The following is an 18,738-nucleotide window of genomic DNA, read 5'->3' on the forward strand; positions in this document are numbered from 1 at the left end:
GTGGACCCCGTGGACCCCGTGGACAAGGACGTCGTGGTGCTCGACTACGGCTCGGGCAACCTGCGCTCGGTGGTGCGGGCGATGGAGCGCACCGGCGCCCGGGTCACGTTGACCGCCGACCGGCGGGTGGCCGAGGACGCCGACGGCCTGGTCGTGCCGGGCGTGGGTGCGTTCGCCGCCTGCATGGAGGGGCTGCGCTCCGTGCGCGGGCACGAGGTGATCGGCCGGCGGCTGGCCGGCGGACGCCCGGTGCTCGGCATCTGCGTGGGCATGCAGATCCTCTTCGCCAAGGGCGTGGAGCACGGCGTGGAGGCCGAGGGCTGCGACGAGTGGCCCGGCGTCGTCGAGCGGCTGCAGGCCGACGTGGTGCCCCACATGGGCTGGAACACCGTCGAGGCCCCGGCCGAGAGCAAGCTCTTCGAGGGGCTGGGCGACGAGCGCTTCTACTTCGTCCACTCCTACGGCGTGCGGTCCTGGGACCTGGTGACCAACGACCGCACCCGTGCGCCGCTGGTGACCTGGGCCGAGCACGGCGGGGACAGGTTCGTCGCCGCCGTGGAGAACGGCCCGCTGAGCGCCACCCAGTTCCATCCCGAGAAGTCCGGCGACGCGGGAGCCGGGCTCCTGCGCAACTGGGTCTCGACCTTGTGATCCGGCGGGCGCGCCGGCAGGCCGCCGCGGCTGCGCCGCGACACCTACCTGCGCCCCGTCCCATGCCTCCCATCCCCCCGGTCGGCGAGCTGCCGCCGTCCCTCACCACCTTTCCGAGGAGCACTCCCGTGTCCGAACCCACCACCTCCGGCTCCGCCGCCCCCCGCTACCTCGAGCTGCTGCCCGCCGTCGACATCGCCGGCGGCCAGGCCGTCCAGCTGGTGCAGGGGGTGGCCGGCTCGGAGAAGCGCTTCGGCGACCCGGTCGAGGCCGCCCTGCGCTGGCAGGAGGCGGGTGCGGAGTGGCTGCACCTGGTCGACCTCGACGCGGCGTTCGGTCGTGGCCACAACCGCGAGCTGCAGGCGGAGATCGTCGGCCGGCTCGACATCAAGGTGGAGATGAGCGGCGGCATCCGCGACGACGAGTCGCTGGCCGCGGCCATGGCGACCGGCTGCCGGCGGGTCAACATCGGCACCGCGGCGCTGGAGCAGCCGCAGTGGTGCGCGCGGGCGATCGCGACGTACGGCGACCGGGTGGCCATCGGCCTGGACGTGCGCGGCACCACCCTCGCGGCCCGCGGCTGGACCCAGGAGGGCGGCGACCTCTACGAGGTGCTGGCCCGGCTGGACTCCGAGGGCTGCGCCCGGTACGTCGTGACCGACGTCGACAAGGACGGGATGCTCCAGGGCCCCAACCTGGAGCTGCTGCGCTCGGTCTGCTCGCGGACCGACCGTCCGGTGGTCGCCTCGGGCGGCGTCACCGAGCTGGCCGACCTCGAGGCGCTGCAGGGCCTGGTCCCCGTGGGGGTCGAGGGGGCCATCATCGGGACCGCGCTCTACGAGGGTCGGTTCACCCTCGAGGAGGCGCTCGCGCTGACCCTGCCCTCGCCGGCATGACCCTCGCGATCAGGGTGATCCCCTGCCTGGACGTGGACGGCGGCCGGGTGGTCAAGGGCGTCAACTTCGAGGGTCTGCGTGACGCGGGCGACCCCGTCGAGCTGGCGCGGGCCTACGACGCCCAGGGCGCCGACGAGCTGACCTTCCTCGACATCTCCGCCTCACACGAGGGACGGGCCACCACCATGGAGGTCGTCTCGCGCACCGCCGAGGAGGTCTTCATCCCGCTCACCGTGGGCGGCGGCGTCGGCTCGGTCTCCGACGTCGACCAGCTGCTGCGGGCGGGGGCCGACAAGGTGGCGGTCAACACCGCCGCGATCCGCCGTCCCGAGCTGGTGGCCGAGATCGCGGACCGGTTCGGCAACCAGGTCCTGGTCCTCTCCGTCGACGCCCGGCGGGCCGAGGGCACCGGCTCGGGCTTCGAGGTCACCACCCACGGCGGACGGCGCTCGGCCGGGCTGGACGCCCTGGAGTGGGCGGCGCGGGCCGCCGAGCTCGGCGCCGGGGAGATCCTGCTCAACGCGATGGACGCCGACGGCACCCAGGACGGGTTCGACCTCGACCTGATCGCCGCGGTCCGCCGCGAGGTGTCGGTCCCGGTGATCGCCAGCGGGGGAGCGGGTCGCCGCGAGCACTTCGCCCCGGCGGTGGCCGCCGGCGCGGACGCCGTGCTGGCGGCGTCGGTCTTCCACTTCGGCACCCTGACGGTGCCGGAGGTCAAGGAGGCGATGGCGGCGGCCGGGTACCCCGTGCGGCAGCCGCCCTCCGCGGGCTAGGACCCGAGCCGGTCGAAGGCCGCCCGGAACCGGTGCACCGGTTCCTCCAGGCCCTCCACGGCGACGTCCACGCTGGGCCGGTCGAAGAGCAGCAGCACCAGCTCCGAGGCGCGCCCGGTGAGGACCACCGGGTCCTCGCCGCGGCGCAGCACCGTCTGCTGCCCGTCGTCGCGGACCGCCACCACGGGCACGCCGGCGGGGCGGACCAGGGCCCGGCCGGCCAGCGAGAGGTGGCGCCACAGGGTGTCCTCGTCGGCCCCCGCCAGCGCCCGCGGCTCCCAGCCCGGCTGCGCCCGACGCAGGTCCTCGTGGTGCACGAAGAACTCGGTGGTGTTCAGCGCGTTGTCCACCGGCCCCACCAGCCAGGGTGCGGGCCGGCGGAGCCGGGCGACGAGGTCGGGGAGGTCGCGCTGGACCAGCCCGTCCATCGCCCGCTCGGTGCGCCCCGCCAGCGGGGGAACCGCCAGGCCCACCGCCGCGGCCGAGCGCTCCCGGACCAGGAGGTGGGCGATCAGGCGGCGGGCGTCCCAGCCCTCGCAGCAGGTGGGCGCGCCTGCGCCCACGGCCAGCGCGGTGTCACACAGGCCCTGTCGTTCCCGGCGGGCCAGGGAGTCGCTCATGGACCCACCCTAGGGGGGTGACCCCCGGCCGGTCACGGTTTGCGAGGGCCCCGGGGGGATGCGCCCGTCGCGGCCCGGAGGGCCCGCACAGCGGGAATAGCCTGGGCGGCCGCGGGGGTTGCCCCCAGGAACCGCCGCGACCGGCGGTGGCGCCGCGCCCGCCCGGGCCCGGGCGGGGACGACGAGGAGGCGCAGCGCACGTGGTGCAGGAGCAGGACCCGTTGCGGGCCACGACCACCCGGGAGGGCTTCGCGGTCCTGGGCGTGGCGATCCGGCGAGAGCCGTTCATCTTCGCCGTCTCCACCCTGGGCAGCGTCCTCTTCGCGGTCCTCACGGTCGCCGACGCGTGGGTGCTGGGCTGGGCCACCGACCACGTGGTGATCCCGGCCTTCGAGGACGGCGAGATCGGGACCGGACTGCTGTGGGCGGTTGTCGGGCTCTTCCTCGGCGTGGCGGTGCTGCGGGCGGTGGGGATCGTGGCCCGCCGGCTCGGCGCGGGGCTCATGCAGTACCGGATGCAGGCGCACACCAGACGGGCGGTGACCCGGCAGTACCTCTCCCTGCCGATGTCCTGGCACCAGCGGCACCCCACCGGTCAGCTGCTCTCCAACGCCTACTCCGACGTGGAGGCGGCCTGGGGGCCGATCGCGCCGCTCCCGATGGCGCTCGGCACCGTGGTGATGATGGTGATCGCGGTCGCCCAGATGCTCGCCGCGGACGTCGTGATGGCGGCGGTGGGCATGCTGGTCTTCCCGGCCGTGGTGCTGGCCAACCTGGTCTACCAGAAGCTCTCCTCGCCGCTGATGACGAAGGCCCAGGGGCTGCGGGCCGAGCTGAGCGCGGTGGCCCACGAGTCCTTCGACGGCGCGATGGTGGTCAAGACCCTGGGCCGGGAGACCGAGGAGACCCGCCGGTTCGAGGCGAAGGCGCACCAGCTGCGCGACGTGCTGATCCGGGCCGGCCGGATACGGGCCGTCTTCGACCCCGTGCTCGCGGCCCTGCCCAGCCTCGGGGTCCTCGTGGTGCTGGCGGTCGGCGTCTCGCGGGTGCTCTCCGGCGCCACGGAGGCCGGAGACGTGGTCACGGTCGCCTACCTGCTGACCATCGTGGCGTTCCCGATCCGGGCGATCGGGTGGCTGCTCGGTGAGTTCCCCCGCAGCGTGGTGGGCTTCCGCCGCACCAACGCGGTGCTGGAGGCGACCGGGTCGATGCCGTTCGGCGAGGAGGCGCTGCCCGCCTCCACCCGGGGGGCGACGCTGCGGGTCGAGGAGGTCGGCTACGCCTACGACCCCGCCTCGCCGGTGCTGCGCGAGGTCACCTTCGACGTCCCCGCCGGGCGCACCGTCGCCCTGGTGGGCCCGACCGCGTCGGGCAAGAGCACGCTCACCGCGCTGCTGGCCCGGCTGCTGGACCCGGACCGAGGCCGGGTGCTGGTCGACGGCACCGACCTGCGCGACCTGCGGCAGGGCGAGCTGGCCGGCGCGCTGGCGCTGGTGCCGCAGACCGCCTTCCTCTTCGACGACACCCTGCGGGGCAACGTCACCCTCGGTGGTGACTTCAGCGACGAGGAGGTCTGGGACGCGCTGCGGGCCGCCCAGGCCGACGGCTTCGTGGCCGCGCTGCCCGAGGGACTGGACACCCAGCTGGGCGAGCGCGGCACCTCCCTCTCCGGCGGCCAGCGTCAGCGGGTCTCGCTGGCGCGTGCCCTGGTCCGCCGGCCGCGCCTGCTGGTGCTGGACGACGCGACCTCCGCGGTCGACCCCGAGGTGGAGGCGCGGATCCTGGCCGCGCTGCGCCAGGGGGCCGGCGGCGCCGACCGGGAGGCGACCCTGGTGGTCGTGGCCTACCGGAAGGCCACCATCGCCCTGGCCGACGAGGTGATCCACCTCGACGAGGGCCGGGTCGTCGACCGGGGCACGCACGCCGAGCTGCTGGCCCGCGACCTCGACTACGCGCGCCTGGTCAACGCCTACGAGCACGAGCACGACCACGACCACGCGCAGGAGGCGGCGCCCGAACCGGACGCGCCCAACCCGGACGCGCCCGACCCGGACGCGCCCGGCGCCGGTCGGCAGGAGACGGTGGGGGAGCGGGCATGAGCGACGTGAGCCGGCCCGCCGGCCGTTCCGGCACCCGGGTGACCACCGGCGAGGAGATCGGTGCGCTCGCGACCATCCGTCGCGGCCTGGCCCACTCCCCGGAGATCCTCAACGGCATCCGGGTGACCTTCCTGCTCGCCGTGCTGGCCTCGGCGGGGCAGGTGATCGTGCCGGTGGCGGTCCAGCAGACCCTGGACCGCGGCCTCGACGGCCCGGGCGGCCCCGACGTCGCCCTGGTGGTCCGGATCGGCCTGGTCTGCGCCCTCGGCGTCCTGGTCACCGGCGTCGCCTCCTCGCTGATGACCAGCCGGCTCTTCGCCGCGGCCGAGCGCGGGCTGGCCACGCTGCGGGTCAAGGCCTTCCGGCACGTCCACGACCTGCCGATGCTCACCCAGAGCACCGAGCGGCGCGGCGCCCTGGTCTCCCGGGTGACCACCGACGTCGACCAGGTCAGCCAGTTCCTGGTCTTCGGCGGCCTGCTGCTGGTGGTCAGCGTGGGGCAGGTGCTGGTCGCGACCGTGGTGATGGTCGTCTACAGCTGGCAGCTGGCCCTGGTGGTCTGGCTCTGCTTCGCCCCGCTCTTCGTCTCCATCCGGTACTTCCAGCGCAAGCTCTCCGAGGCCTACGGGATCGTCCGCCGCCACGTCGGCACCCTGCTCTCGGCGATCGCCGAGCCGGTCGTCGGTGCGCCGGTCGTCCGCTCCTACGCGGTGGAGGACAGGACCCAGGAGCGCATCGACCACGCGATCGACGACTTCAAGACCGCCAGCACCAAGGCCCAGATGTACACGGTGGTCTCGTTCTCCCTGGGCGGGCTCTCGGCCGGGCTGGCGAACGCCGGCGTGCTGGTGGTGGGCGTGCTGCTCGGCTTCACCGGGGACATGACCGCCGGCCAGGTGCTGGCCTTCGCCTTCCTGGTGACCCTGTTCGTGGGCCCGGTGCAGATGGGCACCCAGATCCTCACCGACGCCCAGAACGCGATCGCCAGCTGGCGCCGGGTGGTCGGCATCCTGGAGACGCCGGCCGACCTCGTCGACCCGGGGGAGAGCGGCCGGGTGCTGCCCCGGGGGCCGATCGACGTCCGGTTCGAGGACGTGACGTTCGCCTACCCGGGCGGCCCGCCGGTGCTGCACGACGTCGACCTGGCGATCGCCGCCGGCACCCGGGTCGCGATCGTGGGCGAGACCGGGTCGGGCAAGTCCACCTTCGCCAAGCTGCTGGCCCGTCTGATGGACCCGACCGGCGGCGCGGTCCTGCTGGACGGCATCGACGTGCGCGACATCCGTCAGGAGAGCCTGCGCCGCAGTGTCGTGCTGGTGCCCCAGGAGGGTTTCCTCTTCGACGACACGGTCGCGGCCAACGTGCGCTACGGCCGGCTCGAGGCCACCGAGGAGGAGATCATGGCCTCCGCCCGCGAGCTCGGCCTGGCCGACTGGATCGACGCGCTCCCCGACCGTCTCGCGACCCGGGTGGGCCAGCGGGGGGAGTCGCTCTCGGCCGGCGAGCGCCAGCTCGTCGCCCTGCTGCGGGCGCACCTGGCCGACCCCGACCTGCTGGTGCTCGACGAGGCGACCAGCGCCGTGGACCCCGAGCTGGAGATGCGGATCGGCCGCGCCCTGGAGCGGCTGATGTCGGGCCGGACCTCGGTGACGATCGCGCACCGGCTCTCCACCGCCGAGCAGGCCGACGAGGTCGTGGTGGTCGACGGCGGCCGGGTGGTCCAGCGCGGGCCGCACGCGGTGCTGGCGGCCCAGCGGGGCTCGGTCTATGCGGGGCTGCACGACTCCTGGGTCGCGCAGCAGGGCCGCTGAGCGGATACTGGACGCCGTGAGCACCTTGGATCCCGCCGTCGCCGAACGTCTCAAGCACACCGCGGAGGGCCTGGTCCCGGCGGTCGTGCAGCAGTACGACACCGGGGAGGTGCTGATGCTGGGCTGGATGGACGACGAGGCCCTGGCCCGGACGATGGCCACCGGCCGGGCGACGTACTGGTCGCGCAGCCGTCGCGAGTACTGGGTCAAGGGTGAGACGTCGGGCCACCGGCAGTGGGTCAAGGAGGTCCGCCTGGACTGCGACAAGGACACGCTGCTGGTCAAGGTCGACCAGGAGGGCGCCGCCTGCCACACCGGCGACCGGACCTGCTTCGACGCCGACCTCCTCTGGGAGGGCCCCGCCGGTGCGTGAGCGCACCTTCGCCCCCACCGTGCTCGCGGGGCTGGCGGGTGGCGGACTGGCCGCCCTGAGCGGCAGCCGCGACTGGGTGGCCCTGGACGCCGGCACCCGCGACGACGCGCTGGCCCAGGTGTTCTGGACGAGCTCGCCGGGGATCGCCCAGATGCCCCTGGCCGCCGCCCTCGGCCTGGTCGTGCTGGCCTGCTGGGGCGTGATCCTGGTCAGCCGCGGACGCTGGCGGCGCCTGGTCGCGGTGGCCGGCCTGCTGGCCTCGCTCGGCCTGGTGGTCACCTGGGCGGTCGCGCTGGCGCAGCTGCCCGACCAGGTCGCCGGCCGGCTCGCCGACGCCGGTGTCGCCCACGGCGAGCTGGAGCGCACCGGGTGGTTCTGGGTGGCGCTGCCGGCCGCCCTGCTGTGCGTGGCGGCCTGCGCGGTGGCCGTCCGCCTGGCCCCGGGCTGGCCCGCGATGGGGGCGCGGTACGACGCTCCCGGCACCGGCACCGGCACCGGCTCCGCGCGGCGCCCCGCGGAGGACGCCACCGCCGGCACCCCGGGCGCCGGGGCGGCGCCGCCGGACCCCACCGAGCTGTGGAAGTCGCTGGACGAGGGCCGGGACCCGACCTGAGACCGCGCCCCCTAGAATGGCCGCGGACCTTCGCCCACCGCTGACCTTGGAGCGCACCTGAATGGCTGACAATCACGGCAACACCCCTGCAGCATGGACCGCGGTGTCGGTCGCCTTCCTGGGCTTCGTGGTCGGCAGCATCGCGCTCATGCTCAACCCCGTCAGCATGGTGCTCTTCTGGGTCGGCGTCGCGCTGGCCGTCGCGGGGCTGCCCGTCTTCCTCGTGATGGACAAGATGGGCTACCACCAGTCCAGCCACTGAGCGCCGGCGGCGTCGGGCACCCCGCCCGAACGCCGTCATCCCGATCTGCAGAAGCGAGTGAGCCCGTGTCCGTTCTCGACGACATCGTCGCCGGTGTCCGGGTCGATCTGGCGCGCCGAGAGGCCGAGGTCCCGCTGCGCGACCTCCGGGCCGCTCTGGCCGACGTCGACCCGCCCCGCGACCCGATGCCGCACTTCCGGGCACCAGGCTCGAGCGTCATCGCGGAGGTGAAGCGGCGCAGCCCCAGCAAGGGCGACCTCGCCGACATCCCCGATCCCGCCTCGCTCGCCGCCGCCTACGCCCGGGGCGGGGCCGCCGCCATCTCGGTCCTGACCGAGGAGCGGCGCTTCGGCGGCTCCCTGGCCGACCTCCGGGCGGTGCGCGCCGCGGTCGACGTGCCGGTGCTGCGCAAGGACTTCATCGTCGAGCCCTACCAGCTCCTCGAGGCCCGGGCGGCGGGGGCCGACCTGGCCCTGCTGATCGTGGCTGCGCTGGACGACGACCGGTTGCGCGGCCTCTACGACCTGGCCGGCGAGCTGGGCCTCACGGTGCTGGTCGAGGTGCACGACGAGGACGAGACCCGTCGCGCGGTCGAGCTGGGTGCCGGGCTGATCGGCGTCAACGCCCGCAACCTCAAGACCCTGGCCGTCGACGGCGCCACCTTCGGCCGCCTGGCCCCGCTGGTGCCCGAGGACCGGGTCAAGGTCGCGGAGTCCGGGATCAACGACGCCTCCGACGTGGCCGCCTTCGTCGCCCAGGGGGCCGGTGCGGTGCTCGTCGGGGAGGCCCTGGTGCGTCACGGGGACCCCGAGCAGGCCGTCCGCACGATGACGGGGGTGACGGCATGAGCCCCGTTCCCGGAGCCTTCGGCGCCGACGAGCGCGGCTTCTTCGGCGACTTCGGCGGCCGCTTCATGCCCGAGGCGCTGATCGCCGCGCTCGACGAGCTGGACCTCGCGTGGCGCGAGGCGATGGCCGACCCGGTCTTCGTCGCCGAGTTTGACGCGATCATCCGCGACTACGCCGGTGCCCCCAGCCGGCTCTACCACGCCGAGCGGCTCTCCCGGCAGGTCGGCGCCCGGGTGCTGCTCAAGCGCGAGGACCTCAACCACACCGGTGCCCACAAGATCCGCAACGTGCTCGGTCAGGCCCTGCTCACCAAGCGGATGGGCAAGACCCGGGTGATCGCGGAGACCGGGGCCGGTCAGCACGGCGTGGCCAGCGCCACCGCCGCGGCCTACTTCGGCCTGGACTGCACCGTCTACATGGGCGCCGTCGACACCCGACGCCAGGCCCTCAACGTGGCCAGGATGCAGCTGCTGGGCGCCACCGTCGTGCCGGTCGACTCCGGCAGTGCGACGCTCAAGGACGCGATCAACGAGGCGCTGCGCGACTGGGTCGCCAGCGTCGACCACACCGCGTACCTCTTCGGCACCGCCGCCGGGCCGCACCCCTTCCCGAGCATGGTCCGCGACTTCTGCCGCGGGATCGGCGACGAGGCGCGGGCCCAGTGCCTGGAGCAGTACGGCCGGCTGCCCGACGCGGTGGCCGCCTGCGTCGGCGGCGGCTCCAACGCCATCGGGATCTTCACCGCCTTCTTCGACGACCCCGAGGTCGCCCTGCTGGGCTTCGAGCCCGGCGGCGACGGGGTGGAGACCGGCCGGCACGCCGCCACCATCCACGCCGGTGCCAGCGGCGTGCTGCACGGCGCCCGGACCTTCGTCCTCCAGGACGAGGACGGGCAGACCGTCGAGTCGCACTCGATCTCCGCCGGGCTCGACTACCCCGGCGTGGGGCCGCAGCACGCCCACCTGGCCCGGGTCGGGCGCGCGGTCTACCGGCCCGTCACCGACACCGAGGCGATGGAGGCGATGGCGCTGCTCAGCCGTACCGAGGGGATCATCCCGGCCATCGAGAGCGCCCACGCGCTGGCCGGCGCGCTGCGCGAGGTGCCCGCCCTGGTGGAGCAGCACGGACCCGAGGCGACCCTGCTGGTCAACCTCTCGGGCCGTGGCGACAAGGACATGGGCACCGCGATCGAGTGGTTCGGCCTGGGCCGCACCGACGCCGACGCCCCGGAGGAGTCGCGATGAGCACCCGCGCCGCGTTCGACCGGGCGCGCTCCGAGGCCCGCGCCGCCCTCGTCGGCTACCTGCCGGCCGGCTTCCCGGACGTGGAGGGCTCCATCGACGCCCTGCGGGTGCTGGTCGAGTCCGGCTGCGACGTGATCGAGATCGGGCTGCCCTACAGCGACCCCGTCATGGACGGGCCCACCATCCAGGCCGCCGCCCAGCAGGCCCTGGACGCCGGCACCCGCACCCGCGACGTGCTGCGCGTGGTCGAGGCCGTGGCCGCGACCGGCGTGCCCACCGTGGTGATGACCTACTGGAACCCGGTCGAGCGCTACGGCGTGGAGCGGTTCGCCGCCGACCTGGCCGGGGCGGGCGGTGCCGGGCTGATCACCCCGGACCTGACGCCCGACTCGGCGCAGGAGTGGCTCGCGGCGGCCGACGCCCGTGACCTCGACAAGATCTTCCTGGTCGCGCCCAGCTCGACCGACGACCGGATCGCCATGACCACCTCCCACTGCCGCGGGTTCGTCTACGCCACCGCGGTGATGGGGGTGACCGGCGCCCGGACCACCACCAGCGACCTCGCGCCGCCCCTGGTGGCCCGGACCAAGGCCGTCACCGGGCTGCCGGTGGGCGTGGGCCTCGGGGTCAGCAACGCCGCGCAGGCCGCGGAGATCGCCGGCTACGCCGACGGCGTGATCGTCGGCTCGGCCTTCGTGCGCACCCTCCAGGAGCACCGCGAGGACCGCCGGGCCGGGCTGCGCGCCCTGGCCACCCTGACCGAGAGCCTCGCGCGGGGAGTGCGGGGGGAGCACGCATGAGCCGCCGCCCGGTCACCACCCTGGTCAGCCTCCTGCTCGCGCTGGCCCTGCTGGCCGGCTGCGGAGGCGGGGGCGGCGCCGAGGGTGCCGCGGCCGACCTCGACGGCGACGGCCTGCACGGCACCGCCCTGGACGAGCCCTACGTGGTGCCCGACACCCGCCTCGTCGACACCTCCGGCGCCGACTACTCCCTGGCCGAGGCCGAGGCCGACCTGACCCTGGTCTTCTTCGGCTACACCCACTGCCCGGACATCTGCGGGATCGTGATGTCCTCGATCGCCAGCGCCCTGGTCCGGCTCGACGAGGCCGACCGGGAGCGGGTCGACGTGGTCTTCGTGACCACCGATCCGGCCCGCGACGACCCGCGGACGCTGCGGAGGTACCTCGACGCCTACGACCCGGAGTTCGAGGGGGCGACCGGTGGGATGAGCACGATCGTGGAGACCGCGCGCGAGCTGGCCGTCTTCGTGGAGAAGGGTGAGAAGCTGCCCGGCGGCGGGTACGAGGTCGTGCACAGCGACCCCGTGCTGGGTCTCGACGACCAGGGTCGGGCACACACCGTCTGGTCGGCCGACACCTCCGCCCAACAGCTCGCCGAGGACATCGAGGAGCTGCTCTCCCCGTGAACCGCCCCAGGAGTCGATGACCATGCTCGCGTCGCTGTCGGCGTTCGCCATCCCCAGCCCCGACCACGGGGTCTGGTACCTCGGTCCCGTCCCGCTGCGCGGCTACGCGCTGGCGATCATCCTCGGCATCGTCGCGGCGATCTGGATCGGCGAACGGCGGTGGGTGGCGCGCGGCGGCGACTTCGGCGAGGTCCAGGACCTGGCGATCTGGGCGGTCCCCTTCGGCCTGGTCGGCGGCCGGCTCTACCACGTGGCCACCGACTACGAGCGCTACTTCGGACCCGGCGGCGACCCGTGGGCCGCGCTGCAGATCTGGCGGGGCGGACTGGGGATCTGGGGTGCCATCGCCCTGGGCGCGGTCGGGGTGATGATCGGCGCCCGGCTCCACCACATCCGCCTCGCGCCGATGCTCGACGCCCTGGCGCCCGGGGTGCTGGTCGCCCAGGCGGTCGGGCGGTGGGGCAACTGGTTCAACCAGGAGCTCTACGGCCGGCCGACCGACCTCCCCTGGGGGCTGGAGATCGACCAGGCGCACCGGGTCGAGCCGTACAGCGGTCCCGAGGACGCCGACCTGCTCTTCCACCCCACCTTCCTCTACGAGTCCCTGTGGGCACTGGCCGGCTTCGCGCTCCTCGTGTGGGCCGACCGCCGCTTCCGGCTCGGGCACGGCCGGGTGCTGGCGCTCTACGTGATGGTCTACACCGCCGGCCGCGGCTGGATCGAGACCCTGCGCATCGACGACGTCCAGCTCTCCGACGTCGCCGGACTGCGGCTCAACGTGTGGACCTCGCTGGTCCTCTTCGTCGCGGCGCTGGTCTTCTTCGTGGTCTCCGCCCGACGCCACCCCGGCCGGGAGACCCAGGTCTACACTGGATCCCGGACGTCCGAGGCGCAGGCGGTCGACGCGGAACGGCGTGACTGAGGCCTGTTACAGGGTGGTAAAGTCGGTCCTCGCGCTGGCCAACGTCGTCCCGTGCTCGCACCACGCCTTGCCAGTTCGCCCTTCGGCCCTCCGGCCCGGGCGCAGACGACGGGAGGATGCCCATGCATGCATTCCCTCCGCCCCAAGGGCTCTACGACCCCACCCACGAGCGTGACGCTTGTGGTGTGGCCTTCGTGGCGACCCTGACCGGCGTTGCCAGCCACGACATCGTTGCCAAGGCGCTCACCGCGCTGCGCAACCTCGACCACCGCGGTGCCGCGGGCGCCGAGACCAACTCCGGGGACGGTGCCGGCATCCTGATGCAGGTGCCCGACGCCTTCCTGCGCGAGGTCGTCGACTTCGAGCTCCCGGTCCCGCAGGGCTACGCCGTGGGCACCGCCTTCATCCCCGGCAGCCCCGAGGAGGCGGCCAAGACCCGGCAGCGGATCGAGGAGATCGCCGCCGAGGAGGACCTCGCCGTCCTCGGCTGGCGCGAGGTCCCGATCGAGCCGGGCATCCTGGGGGCGACCGCGCTCAGCGTGATGCCGGCCTTCAGCCAGCTCTTCGTCGCCGCGCGCGGCGCGCGCCGCACCGGCATGGCCCTGGAGCGGATGGCCTTCTGCCTGCGCAAGCGCGCCGAGCGCGAGACGGGCGTCTACTTCCCCTCGCTCTCCTCGCGGACGCTCGCCTACAAGGGCATGCTGACCACCGACCAGCTCGACACGTTCTTCCCCGACCTGCGCGACGAGCGGGTCGCCTCCGCGCTCGCCGTGGTGCACTCGCGGTTCTCCACCAACACCTTCCCGAGCTGGCCGCTGGCCCACCCGTTCCGCTTCATCGCCCACAACGGCGAGATCAACACCGTGATGGGCAACCGGAACTGGATGCGGGCCCGCGAGGCGCTGCTCGCCTCCGACCTGATCCCCGGCGACCTCGAGCGCCTCTTCCCGATCTGCACGCCCGGTGCCTCGGACTCCGCCTCCTTCGACGAGGTGCTCGAGCTCCTGCACCTCGGCGGCCGCTCCCTGCCGCACTCGGTGCTGATGATGATCCCCGAGGCGTGGGAGAACCACACCGAGATGGACGCCGCCCGCCGCGCGTTCTACGAGTTCCACTCCACGCTGATGGAGCCGTGGGACGGCCCGGCCTGCGTGGTCTTCACCGACGGACGCCAGATCGGCGCGGTCCTCGACCGCAACGGCCTGCGCCCCTCCCGCTACTGGGTGACCGACGACGGCCTGGTCGTGCTCGCCTCCGAGGTGGGGGTGCTCGACCTCGACCCCGCCACGGTGGTCCGCAAGGGCCGGCTCCAGCCCGGCCGGATGTTCCTGGTCGACACCCAGGAGCACCGGATCGTCGAGGACGAGGAGATCAAGAGCGAGCTCGCCGCCGAGCAGCCCTACGACGAGTGGCTGCACGCCGGCCTGATCAACCTCGACCAGATCCCGGACCGCGAGCACGTGGTGCACACCCACGCCTCGGTGACCCGGCGCCAGCAGGTCTTCGGCTACACCCAGGAGGAGCTCCGCATCCTCCTCACCCCGATGGCCAACACCGGCGGCGAGCCGATCGGCTCGATGGGCACCGACACCCCGTTGGCCGCGCTGTCGGACAAGCCGCGGCTGCTCTTCGACTACTTCGCCCAGCTCTTCGCGCAGGTGACCAACCCGCCGCTGGACGCCATCCGCGAGGAGCTCGTCACCTCCCTCTACGGCACGGTCGGCCCTGAGGCCAACCTGCTCGACCCGACGCCGGCCTCGTGCCGTCAGGTGGTGATCCCCTTCCCGGTGATCTCCAACGACGACCTGGCCAAGCTGCGCCACATCAACCACGACGGCGACATGCCGGGCTTCATCACCCACGTCTCCCGCGGCCTCTACGAGGTCGACGGGGGAGGCGAGGCGCTCGCCCGGCGCCTGGAGGAGATCTGCCGCGAGGTCTCCGACGCGATCGCGCGGGGCGCACGGATCATCGTGCTCTCCGACCGGCACTCCACCGCCGAGCTGGCGCCGATCCCGTCGCTGCTGATGACGGCGGCCGTCCACCACCACCTGGTCCGGGAGAAGACCCGGACCCAGGTCGGCCTGGTGATCGAGGCCGCCGACGTCCGCGAGGTGCACCACGTCGCGCTGCTGATGGGCTACGGCGCGGCCGCGGTCAACCCCTACCTGGCCATGGAGTCCGTCGAGGACCTCGCCCGTGAGGGCTACTACGTCAAGGAGGAGCCCGCCAAGGCGGTCGCCAACCTGGTCAAGGCGCTCGGCAAGGGCGTCTTGAAGGTGATGTCCAAGATGGGCGTCTCCACGGTGGCCTCCTACACCGGCGCGCAGATCTTCGAGGTCGTCGGCCTCTCCCAGGAGGTCGTCGACAAGTACTTCACCGGCACCACCTCCAAGCTGGGCGGCATCGGCCTCGACACCATCGCCGAGGAGGTCGCCCGGCGCCACGCGACGGCGTACCCCCGGGGCGGGATCGTGCCGGGCGTCCGCGAGCTGGCCACCGGCGGCGAGTACCAGTGGCGCCGCGACGGGGAGCCGCACCTCTTCGACCCCGAGACGGTCTTCCGGCTCCAGCACTCGACCCGCAGCGGACGCTACGACCTGTTCAAGGAGTACACCCGCCGCGTCGACGAGCAGGCCGCCCGGCTGATGACCCTGCGCGGGCTGTTCCGGTTCAGCTCCGACCGGACCCCCGTGCCGCTGGAGGAGGTGGAGCCGGTCTCGGAGATCGTCAAGCGCTTCTCCACCGGTGCCATGTCCTACGGGTCGATCAGCCAGGAGGCTCACGAGACCCTGGCGATCGCGATGAACCGGCTCGGCGGCAAGTCCAACACCGGCGAGGGCGGGGAGGACCCCGACCGCCTCTACGACCCCGAGCGCCGCAGCTCGATCAAGCAGGTCGCCTCGGGCCGCTTCGGGGTCACCTCGGAGTACCTCACCAACGCCGACGACATCCAGATCAAGATGGCCCAGGGCGCCAAGCCCGGCGAGGGCGGGCAGCTGCCCGGTCACAAGGTCTACCCGTGGGTGGCCAAGACCCGGCACTCCACCCCGGGCGTGGGGCTGATCTCGCCCCCGCCGCACCACGACATCTACTCCATCGAGGACCTCGCCCAGCTGATCCACGACCTGAAGAACGCGAACCCGTCCGCACGGGTGCACGTCAAGCTGGTCGCGGAGGTCGGGGTCGGCACCGTCGCGGCGGGGGTCTCCAAGGCCCACGCCGACGTGGTGCTCATCTCCGGGCACGACGGCGGGACGGGCGCCTCGCCGCTCACCTCGCTCAAGCACGCCGGCGGTCCCTGGGAGCTCGGCCTCGCCGAGACCCAGCAGACGCTGCTGCTCAACGGGCTGCGCGACCGGATCGTGGTGCAGGCCGACGGCCAGCTCAAGACCGGGCGCGACGTGGTCATCGCGGCCCTCCTCGGTGCCGAGGAGTACGGCTTCGCCACCGCGCCGCTGGTGGTCTCCGGCTGCATCATGATGCGGGTGTGCCACCTGGACACCTGCCCGGTCGGCGTCGCCACCCAGAACCCGGTGCTGCGTGAGCGGTTCACCGGGAAGCCGGAGTTCGTCGTCAACTTCTTCGAGTACATCGCCGAGGAGGTGCGCGAGCTGCTGGCCGAGCTCGGCTTCCGCAGCCTCGACGAGGCGATCGGCCAGGTCGGGGCCCTCGACGTGGTCGAGGCGGTCGACCACTGGAAGGCCTCCGGGCTGGACCTGTCGCCGATCCTGCACCAGGTCGAGCAGCAGGAGCAGTTCGGCGGCCAGGACCTGCGGTGCACCAAGACCCAGGACCACGCCCTGGAGAAGGCGCTGGACAACCGGCTGATCGAGATCGCCCGGCCGGCGCTGGAGTCCGGCGAGCCGGTGCGCGCCCAGATCGAGGTGCGCAACGTCAACCGCACGGTCGGCACGATGCTCGGGCACGAGGTCACCAAGCGCTACCGCGGCGAGGGCCTGCCCGACGGCACCATCGACCTGACCTTCACCGGGTCGGCCGGTCAGTCGTTCGGGGCGTTCGTGCCGCGGGGGATGACCCTGCGGCTCGAGGGCGACGCCAACGACTACGTCGGCAAGGGGCTCTCGGGTGGCCGGATCGTGGTCCGCCCGGACCGGGCGGCCGCGTTCGACGCCTCCCAGCAGGTCATCGCCGGCAACACGATCGGCTACGGCGCGACCGCGGGCTCGATCTTCCTGCGCGGCCAGGCCGGCGAGCGGTTCTGCGTCCGCAACTCCGGGGCGACCGCGGTGGTCGAGGGGGTGGGCGACCACGGCTGCGAGTACATGACCGGTGGCCGGGTGGTGGTGCTCGGCCCCACGGGCCGCAACTTCGCCGCCGGCATGTCGGGCGGCTACGCCTTCGTCCTGGACCTCGACGAGGGCCGGGTCAACCGCGAGCTGGTGGAGCTGGCCCCCGTCACCGGGGAGACCGTCGCCGAGCTGCAGGGGATCGTCCGCGAGCACCTGGAGGAGACCGGTTCCTCGGTCGCCCAGGAACTGCTCGACGACTGGGCCACCGCGGTGACACGGTTCACCGAGGTGATGCCCAGCGACTACAAGCGGGTGCTCGAGGCCCGTGCGGAGGCCCTCGAGGAGGGTCTCGACGAAGACGAGGCCGCAGCGCGGATCATGGAGGTGCTTCATGGCTGACCCCAAGGGATTCCTCAAGCACGGGCGCCAGGTGGCCACCCGGCGGATCGTCGAGGAGCGGGTGAAGGACTGGAACGAGGTCTACCCCGACGGCATCGGCCGAGCGCTGCTGCCGATCATCAACACCCAGGCGGGGCGCTGCATGGACTGCGGCATCCCGTTCTGCCACCAGGGCTGCCCGCTGGGCAACATCATCCCGGAGTGGAACGACCTGGTCTGGCGTGACGACTGGGACGGGGCGATGGACCGGCTCCACCTGACCAACAACTTCCCGGAGTTCACCGGGCGGCTGTGCCCCGCGCCGTGCGAGACCGCGTGCGTGCTGGGGATCAACCAGGACCCGGTCACCATCAAGAACGTCGAGGTGGCGATCATCGACCGCGCCTGGGAGTCCGGCTACGTCCGGCCCCAGCCGCCGGAGTGGCTCTCGGGGCGCACCGTCGCGGTGATCGGCTCCGGCCCCGCCGGGCTGGCCGCCGCCCAGCAGCTGACCCGGGCCGGGCACACCGTGGCGGTCTACGAGCGCGACGAGAAGGCCGGGGGACTGCTGCGCTACGGCATCCCCGAGTTCAAGATGGAGAAGAAGCACCTGGACCGGCGTCTGGACCAGATGCGCCGCGAGGGCACGATCTTCCGCACCGGCGTCGAGGTCGGCACGGGCAACCTCACCGGTTCGCGGCTGCGCGAGCGGTACGACGCGGTGGTGCTGGCCACGGGCTCGACCCTGCCGCGCGACCTGCCCGTCCCGGGACGCGAGCTGGCGGGGATCCACCAGGCCATGGAGTTCCTGCCGCAGGCCAACCGGGTGGCCCTCGGCGAGGAGGTGCCGGACCAGATCCGCGCCGACGGCAAGCACGTGGTGATCATCGGCGGTGGCGACACCGGGGCCGACTGCCTCGGCACCTCGATCCGTCAGGGTGCGGCGAGCATCACCCAGCTGGAGATCCTCTCCCAGCCGCCGGTGGAGCGTCCCGCGGGTCAGCCCTGGCCGACCTACCCGATGACCTTCCGGGTCTCCTCGGCGCACGAGGAGGGCGGGGAGCGCGTCTACGCGGTCTCCACCCAGGAGTTCCTCGGCGACGAGCAGGGCCGGGTGCGTGCGCTGCGCCTCGTCGAGGTCGACAGCAGCTTCGCCCCGGTGCCCGGCACGGAGCGGGAGATCCCGGCCGACCTGGTGCTGCTGGCCATGGGCTTCACCGGCCCGCAGCGCGCCGGCCTGGTCGAGCAGCTGGCCCTCGAGCTCGACGAGCGCGGCAACGTGGCGCGCGACGGGTCCTACGCCACCTCCGAGCGTGGCGTCTTCGTGGCCGGCGACGCCGGCCGGGGCCAGTCGCTCATCGTCTGGGCCATCGCGGAGGGGCGTGCCGCGGCCGCTGCCGTCGACGCGTTCCTCACCGGCTCCACCGCGCTCCCCGCGCCGGTGGCGCCGACCGACCGGCCACTGGTGGTCTGAGCGGTTCCGAGCAGCACGCGTGTCGCACGCCCCGGGTCGGCCACCGACCCGGGGCGTGCCGCGTCCCGGCACCCTGCCGGGGCCGTCGTCCC

The 18,738-nt window shown here is 73.4% G+C and carries 16 protein-coding genes; 15 read left to right on the plus strand and 1 reads right to left on the minus strand.

What is annotated here, in order from left to right:
- Positions 1-18 precede the first annotated feature (18 nt).
- The 3 genes from hisH to hisF all read left to right on the plus strand — a co-directional run bounded on the left by hisH (position 19) and on the right by hisF (position 2,323).
- Entirely contained in the window at positions 19-651 is a 633-nt protein-coding gene (gene hisH, locus AC4BG9_RS05365; RefSeq protein ID WP_490570219.1) for an imidazole glycerol phosphate synthase subunit HisH, read from the plus strand.
- 128 nt (positions 652-779) lie between these two features.
- Positions 780-1,547, plus strand: coding sequence for a bifunctional 1-(5-phosphoribosyl)-5-((5-phosphoribosylamino)methylideneamino)imidazole-4-carboxamide isomerase/phosphoribosylanthranilate isomerase PriA (priA, locus tag AC4BG9_RS05370; RefSeq protein WP_490570045.1), 768 nt, complete (start codon positions 780-782; stop codon positions 1,545-1,547).
- Positions 1,544-2,323, plus strand: a complete 780-nt coding sequence (hisF, locus tag AC4BG9_RS05375) for an imidazole glycerol phosphate synthase subunit HisF (protein WP_490570046.1) — start codon at positions 1,544-1,546, stop codon at positions 2,321-2,323. The genes priA and hisF overlap by 4 nt, the downstream gene beginning before the upstream one ends.
- On the opposite strand, the gene AC4BG9_RS05380 is transcribed toward hisF, so the two are convergent.
- Positions 2,320-2,943: a TIGR03085 family metal-binding protein gene (locus tag AC4BG9_RS05380; RefSeq protein ID WP_490570047.1), complete on the minus strand. Its 624-nt coding sequence runs from the start codon at positions 2,941-2,943 to the stop codon at positions 2,320-2,322. The two genes, hisF and AC4BG9_RS05380, sit on opposite strands and share 4 nt — an antisense overlap.
- Positions 2,944-3,143: 200 nt before the next feature.
- On the opposite strand from AC4BG9_RS05380, the gene AC4BG9_RS05385 reads away from it, so the two are divergent.
- The 12 genes from AC4BG9_RS05385 (at position 3,144) to AC4BG9_RS05440 (ending at position 18,646) form a co-directional block, all read left to right on the plus strand.
- Positions 3,144-5,042: an ABC transporter ATP-binding protein gene (locus AC4BG9_RS05385; RefSeq protein ID WP_490570048.1), complete on the plus strand. Its 1,899-nt coding sequence runs from the start codon at positions 3,144-3,146 to the stop codon at positions 5,040-5,042.
- Entirely contained in the window at positions 5,039-6,853 is a 1,815-nt protein-coding gene (locus tag AC4BG9_RS05390; RefSeq protein WP_490570049.1) for an ABC transporter ATP-binding protein, read from the plus strand. Before AC4BG9_RS05385 ends, AC4BG9_RS05390 begins: the two co-directional genes overlap by 4 nt.
- A 16-nt stretch (positions 6,854-6,869) precedes the next feature.
- A complete protein-coding gene (gene hisI / locus AC4BG9_RS05395; RefSeq protein ID WP_490570050.1) occupies positions 6,870-7,226 on the plus strand; it encodes a phosphoribosyl-AMP cyclohydrolase in 357 nt (118 codons plus the stop codon).
- Positions 7,219-7,839: a Trp biosynthesis-associated membrane protein gene (locus tag AC4BG9_RS05400; protein WP_490570051.1), complete on the plus strand. Its 621-nt coding sequence runs from the start codon at positions 7,219-7,221 to the stop codon at positions 7,837-7,839. Before hisI ends, AC4BG9_RS05400 begins: the two co-directional genes overlap by 8 nt.
- Before the next feature lie 61 nt (positions 7,840-7,900).
- Positions 7,901-8,101 carry an HGxxPAAW family protein gene (locus tag AC4BG9_RS05405; protein WP_490570052.1) on the plus strand — a complete coding sequence of 67 codons (201 nt, stop codon included), beginning with the start codon at positions 7,901-7,903 and terminating at the stop codon, positions 8,099-8,101.
- A gap of 65 nt (positions 8,102-8,166) precedes the next feature.
- On the plus strand, positions 8,167-8,949 hold the full coding sequence (trpC, locus tag AC4BG9_RS05410; protein WP_490570053.1) for an indole-3-glycerol phosphate synthase TrpC: 783 nt from the start codon (positions 8,167-8,169) through the stop codon (positions 8,947-8,949).
- Positions 8,946-10,193, plus strand: coding sequence for a tryptophan synthase subunit beta (gene trpB, locus AC4BG9_RS05415; RefSeq protein ID WP_490570054.1), 1,248 nt, complete (start codon positions 8,946-8,948; stop codon positions 10,191-10,193). The genes trpC and trpB overlap by 4 nt, the downstream gene beginning before the upstream one ends.
- Positions 10,190-10,993, plus strand: a complete 804-nt coding sequence (trpA, locus tag AC4BG9_RS05420) for a tryptophan synthase subunit alpha (protein WP_490570055.1) — start codon at positions 10,190-10,192, stop codon at positions 10,991-10,993. Before trpB ends, trpA begins: the two co-directional genes overlap by 4 nt.
- Positions 10,990-11,619 carry an SCO family protein gene (locus tag AC4BG9_RS05425; RefSeq protein WP_490570056.1) on the plus strand — a complete coding sequence of 210 codons (630 nt, stop codon included), beginning with the start codon at positions 10,990-10,992 and terminating at the stop codon, positions 11,617-11,619. Before trpA ends, AC4BG9_RS05425 begins: the two co-directional genes overlap by 4 nt.
- 16 nt (positions 11,620-11,635) lie before the next feature.
- Entirely contained in the window at positions 11,636-12,541 is a 906-nt protein-coding gene (gene lgt / locus AC4BG9_RS05430) for a prolipoprotein diacylglyceryl transferase (RefSeq protein WP_490570057.1), read from the plus strand.
- 122 nt (positions 12,542-12,663) lie between these two features.
- On the plus strand, positions 12,664-17,193 hold the full coding sequence (gene gltB / locus AC4BG9_RS05435) for a glutamate synthase large subunit (protein ID WP_490570058.1): 4,530 nt from the start codon (positions 12,664-12,666) through the stop codon (positions 17,191-17,193).
- Positions 17,186-18,646 carry a glutamate synthase subunit beta gene (locus AC4BG9_RS05440; RefSeq protein ID WP_490570059.1) on the plus strand — a complete coding sequence of 487 codons (1,461 nt, stop codon included), beginning with the start codon at positions 17,186-17,188 and terminating at the stop codon, positions 18,644-18,646. Before gltB ends, AC4BG9_RS05440 begins: the two co-directional genes overlap by 8 nt.
- Positions 18,647-18,738: the final 92 nt, after the last annotated feature.

This window comes from Nocardioides sp. Z40_12 (assembly GCF_058215795.1).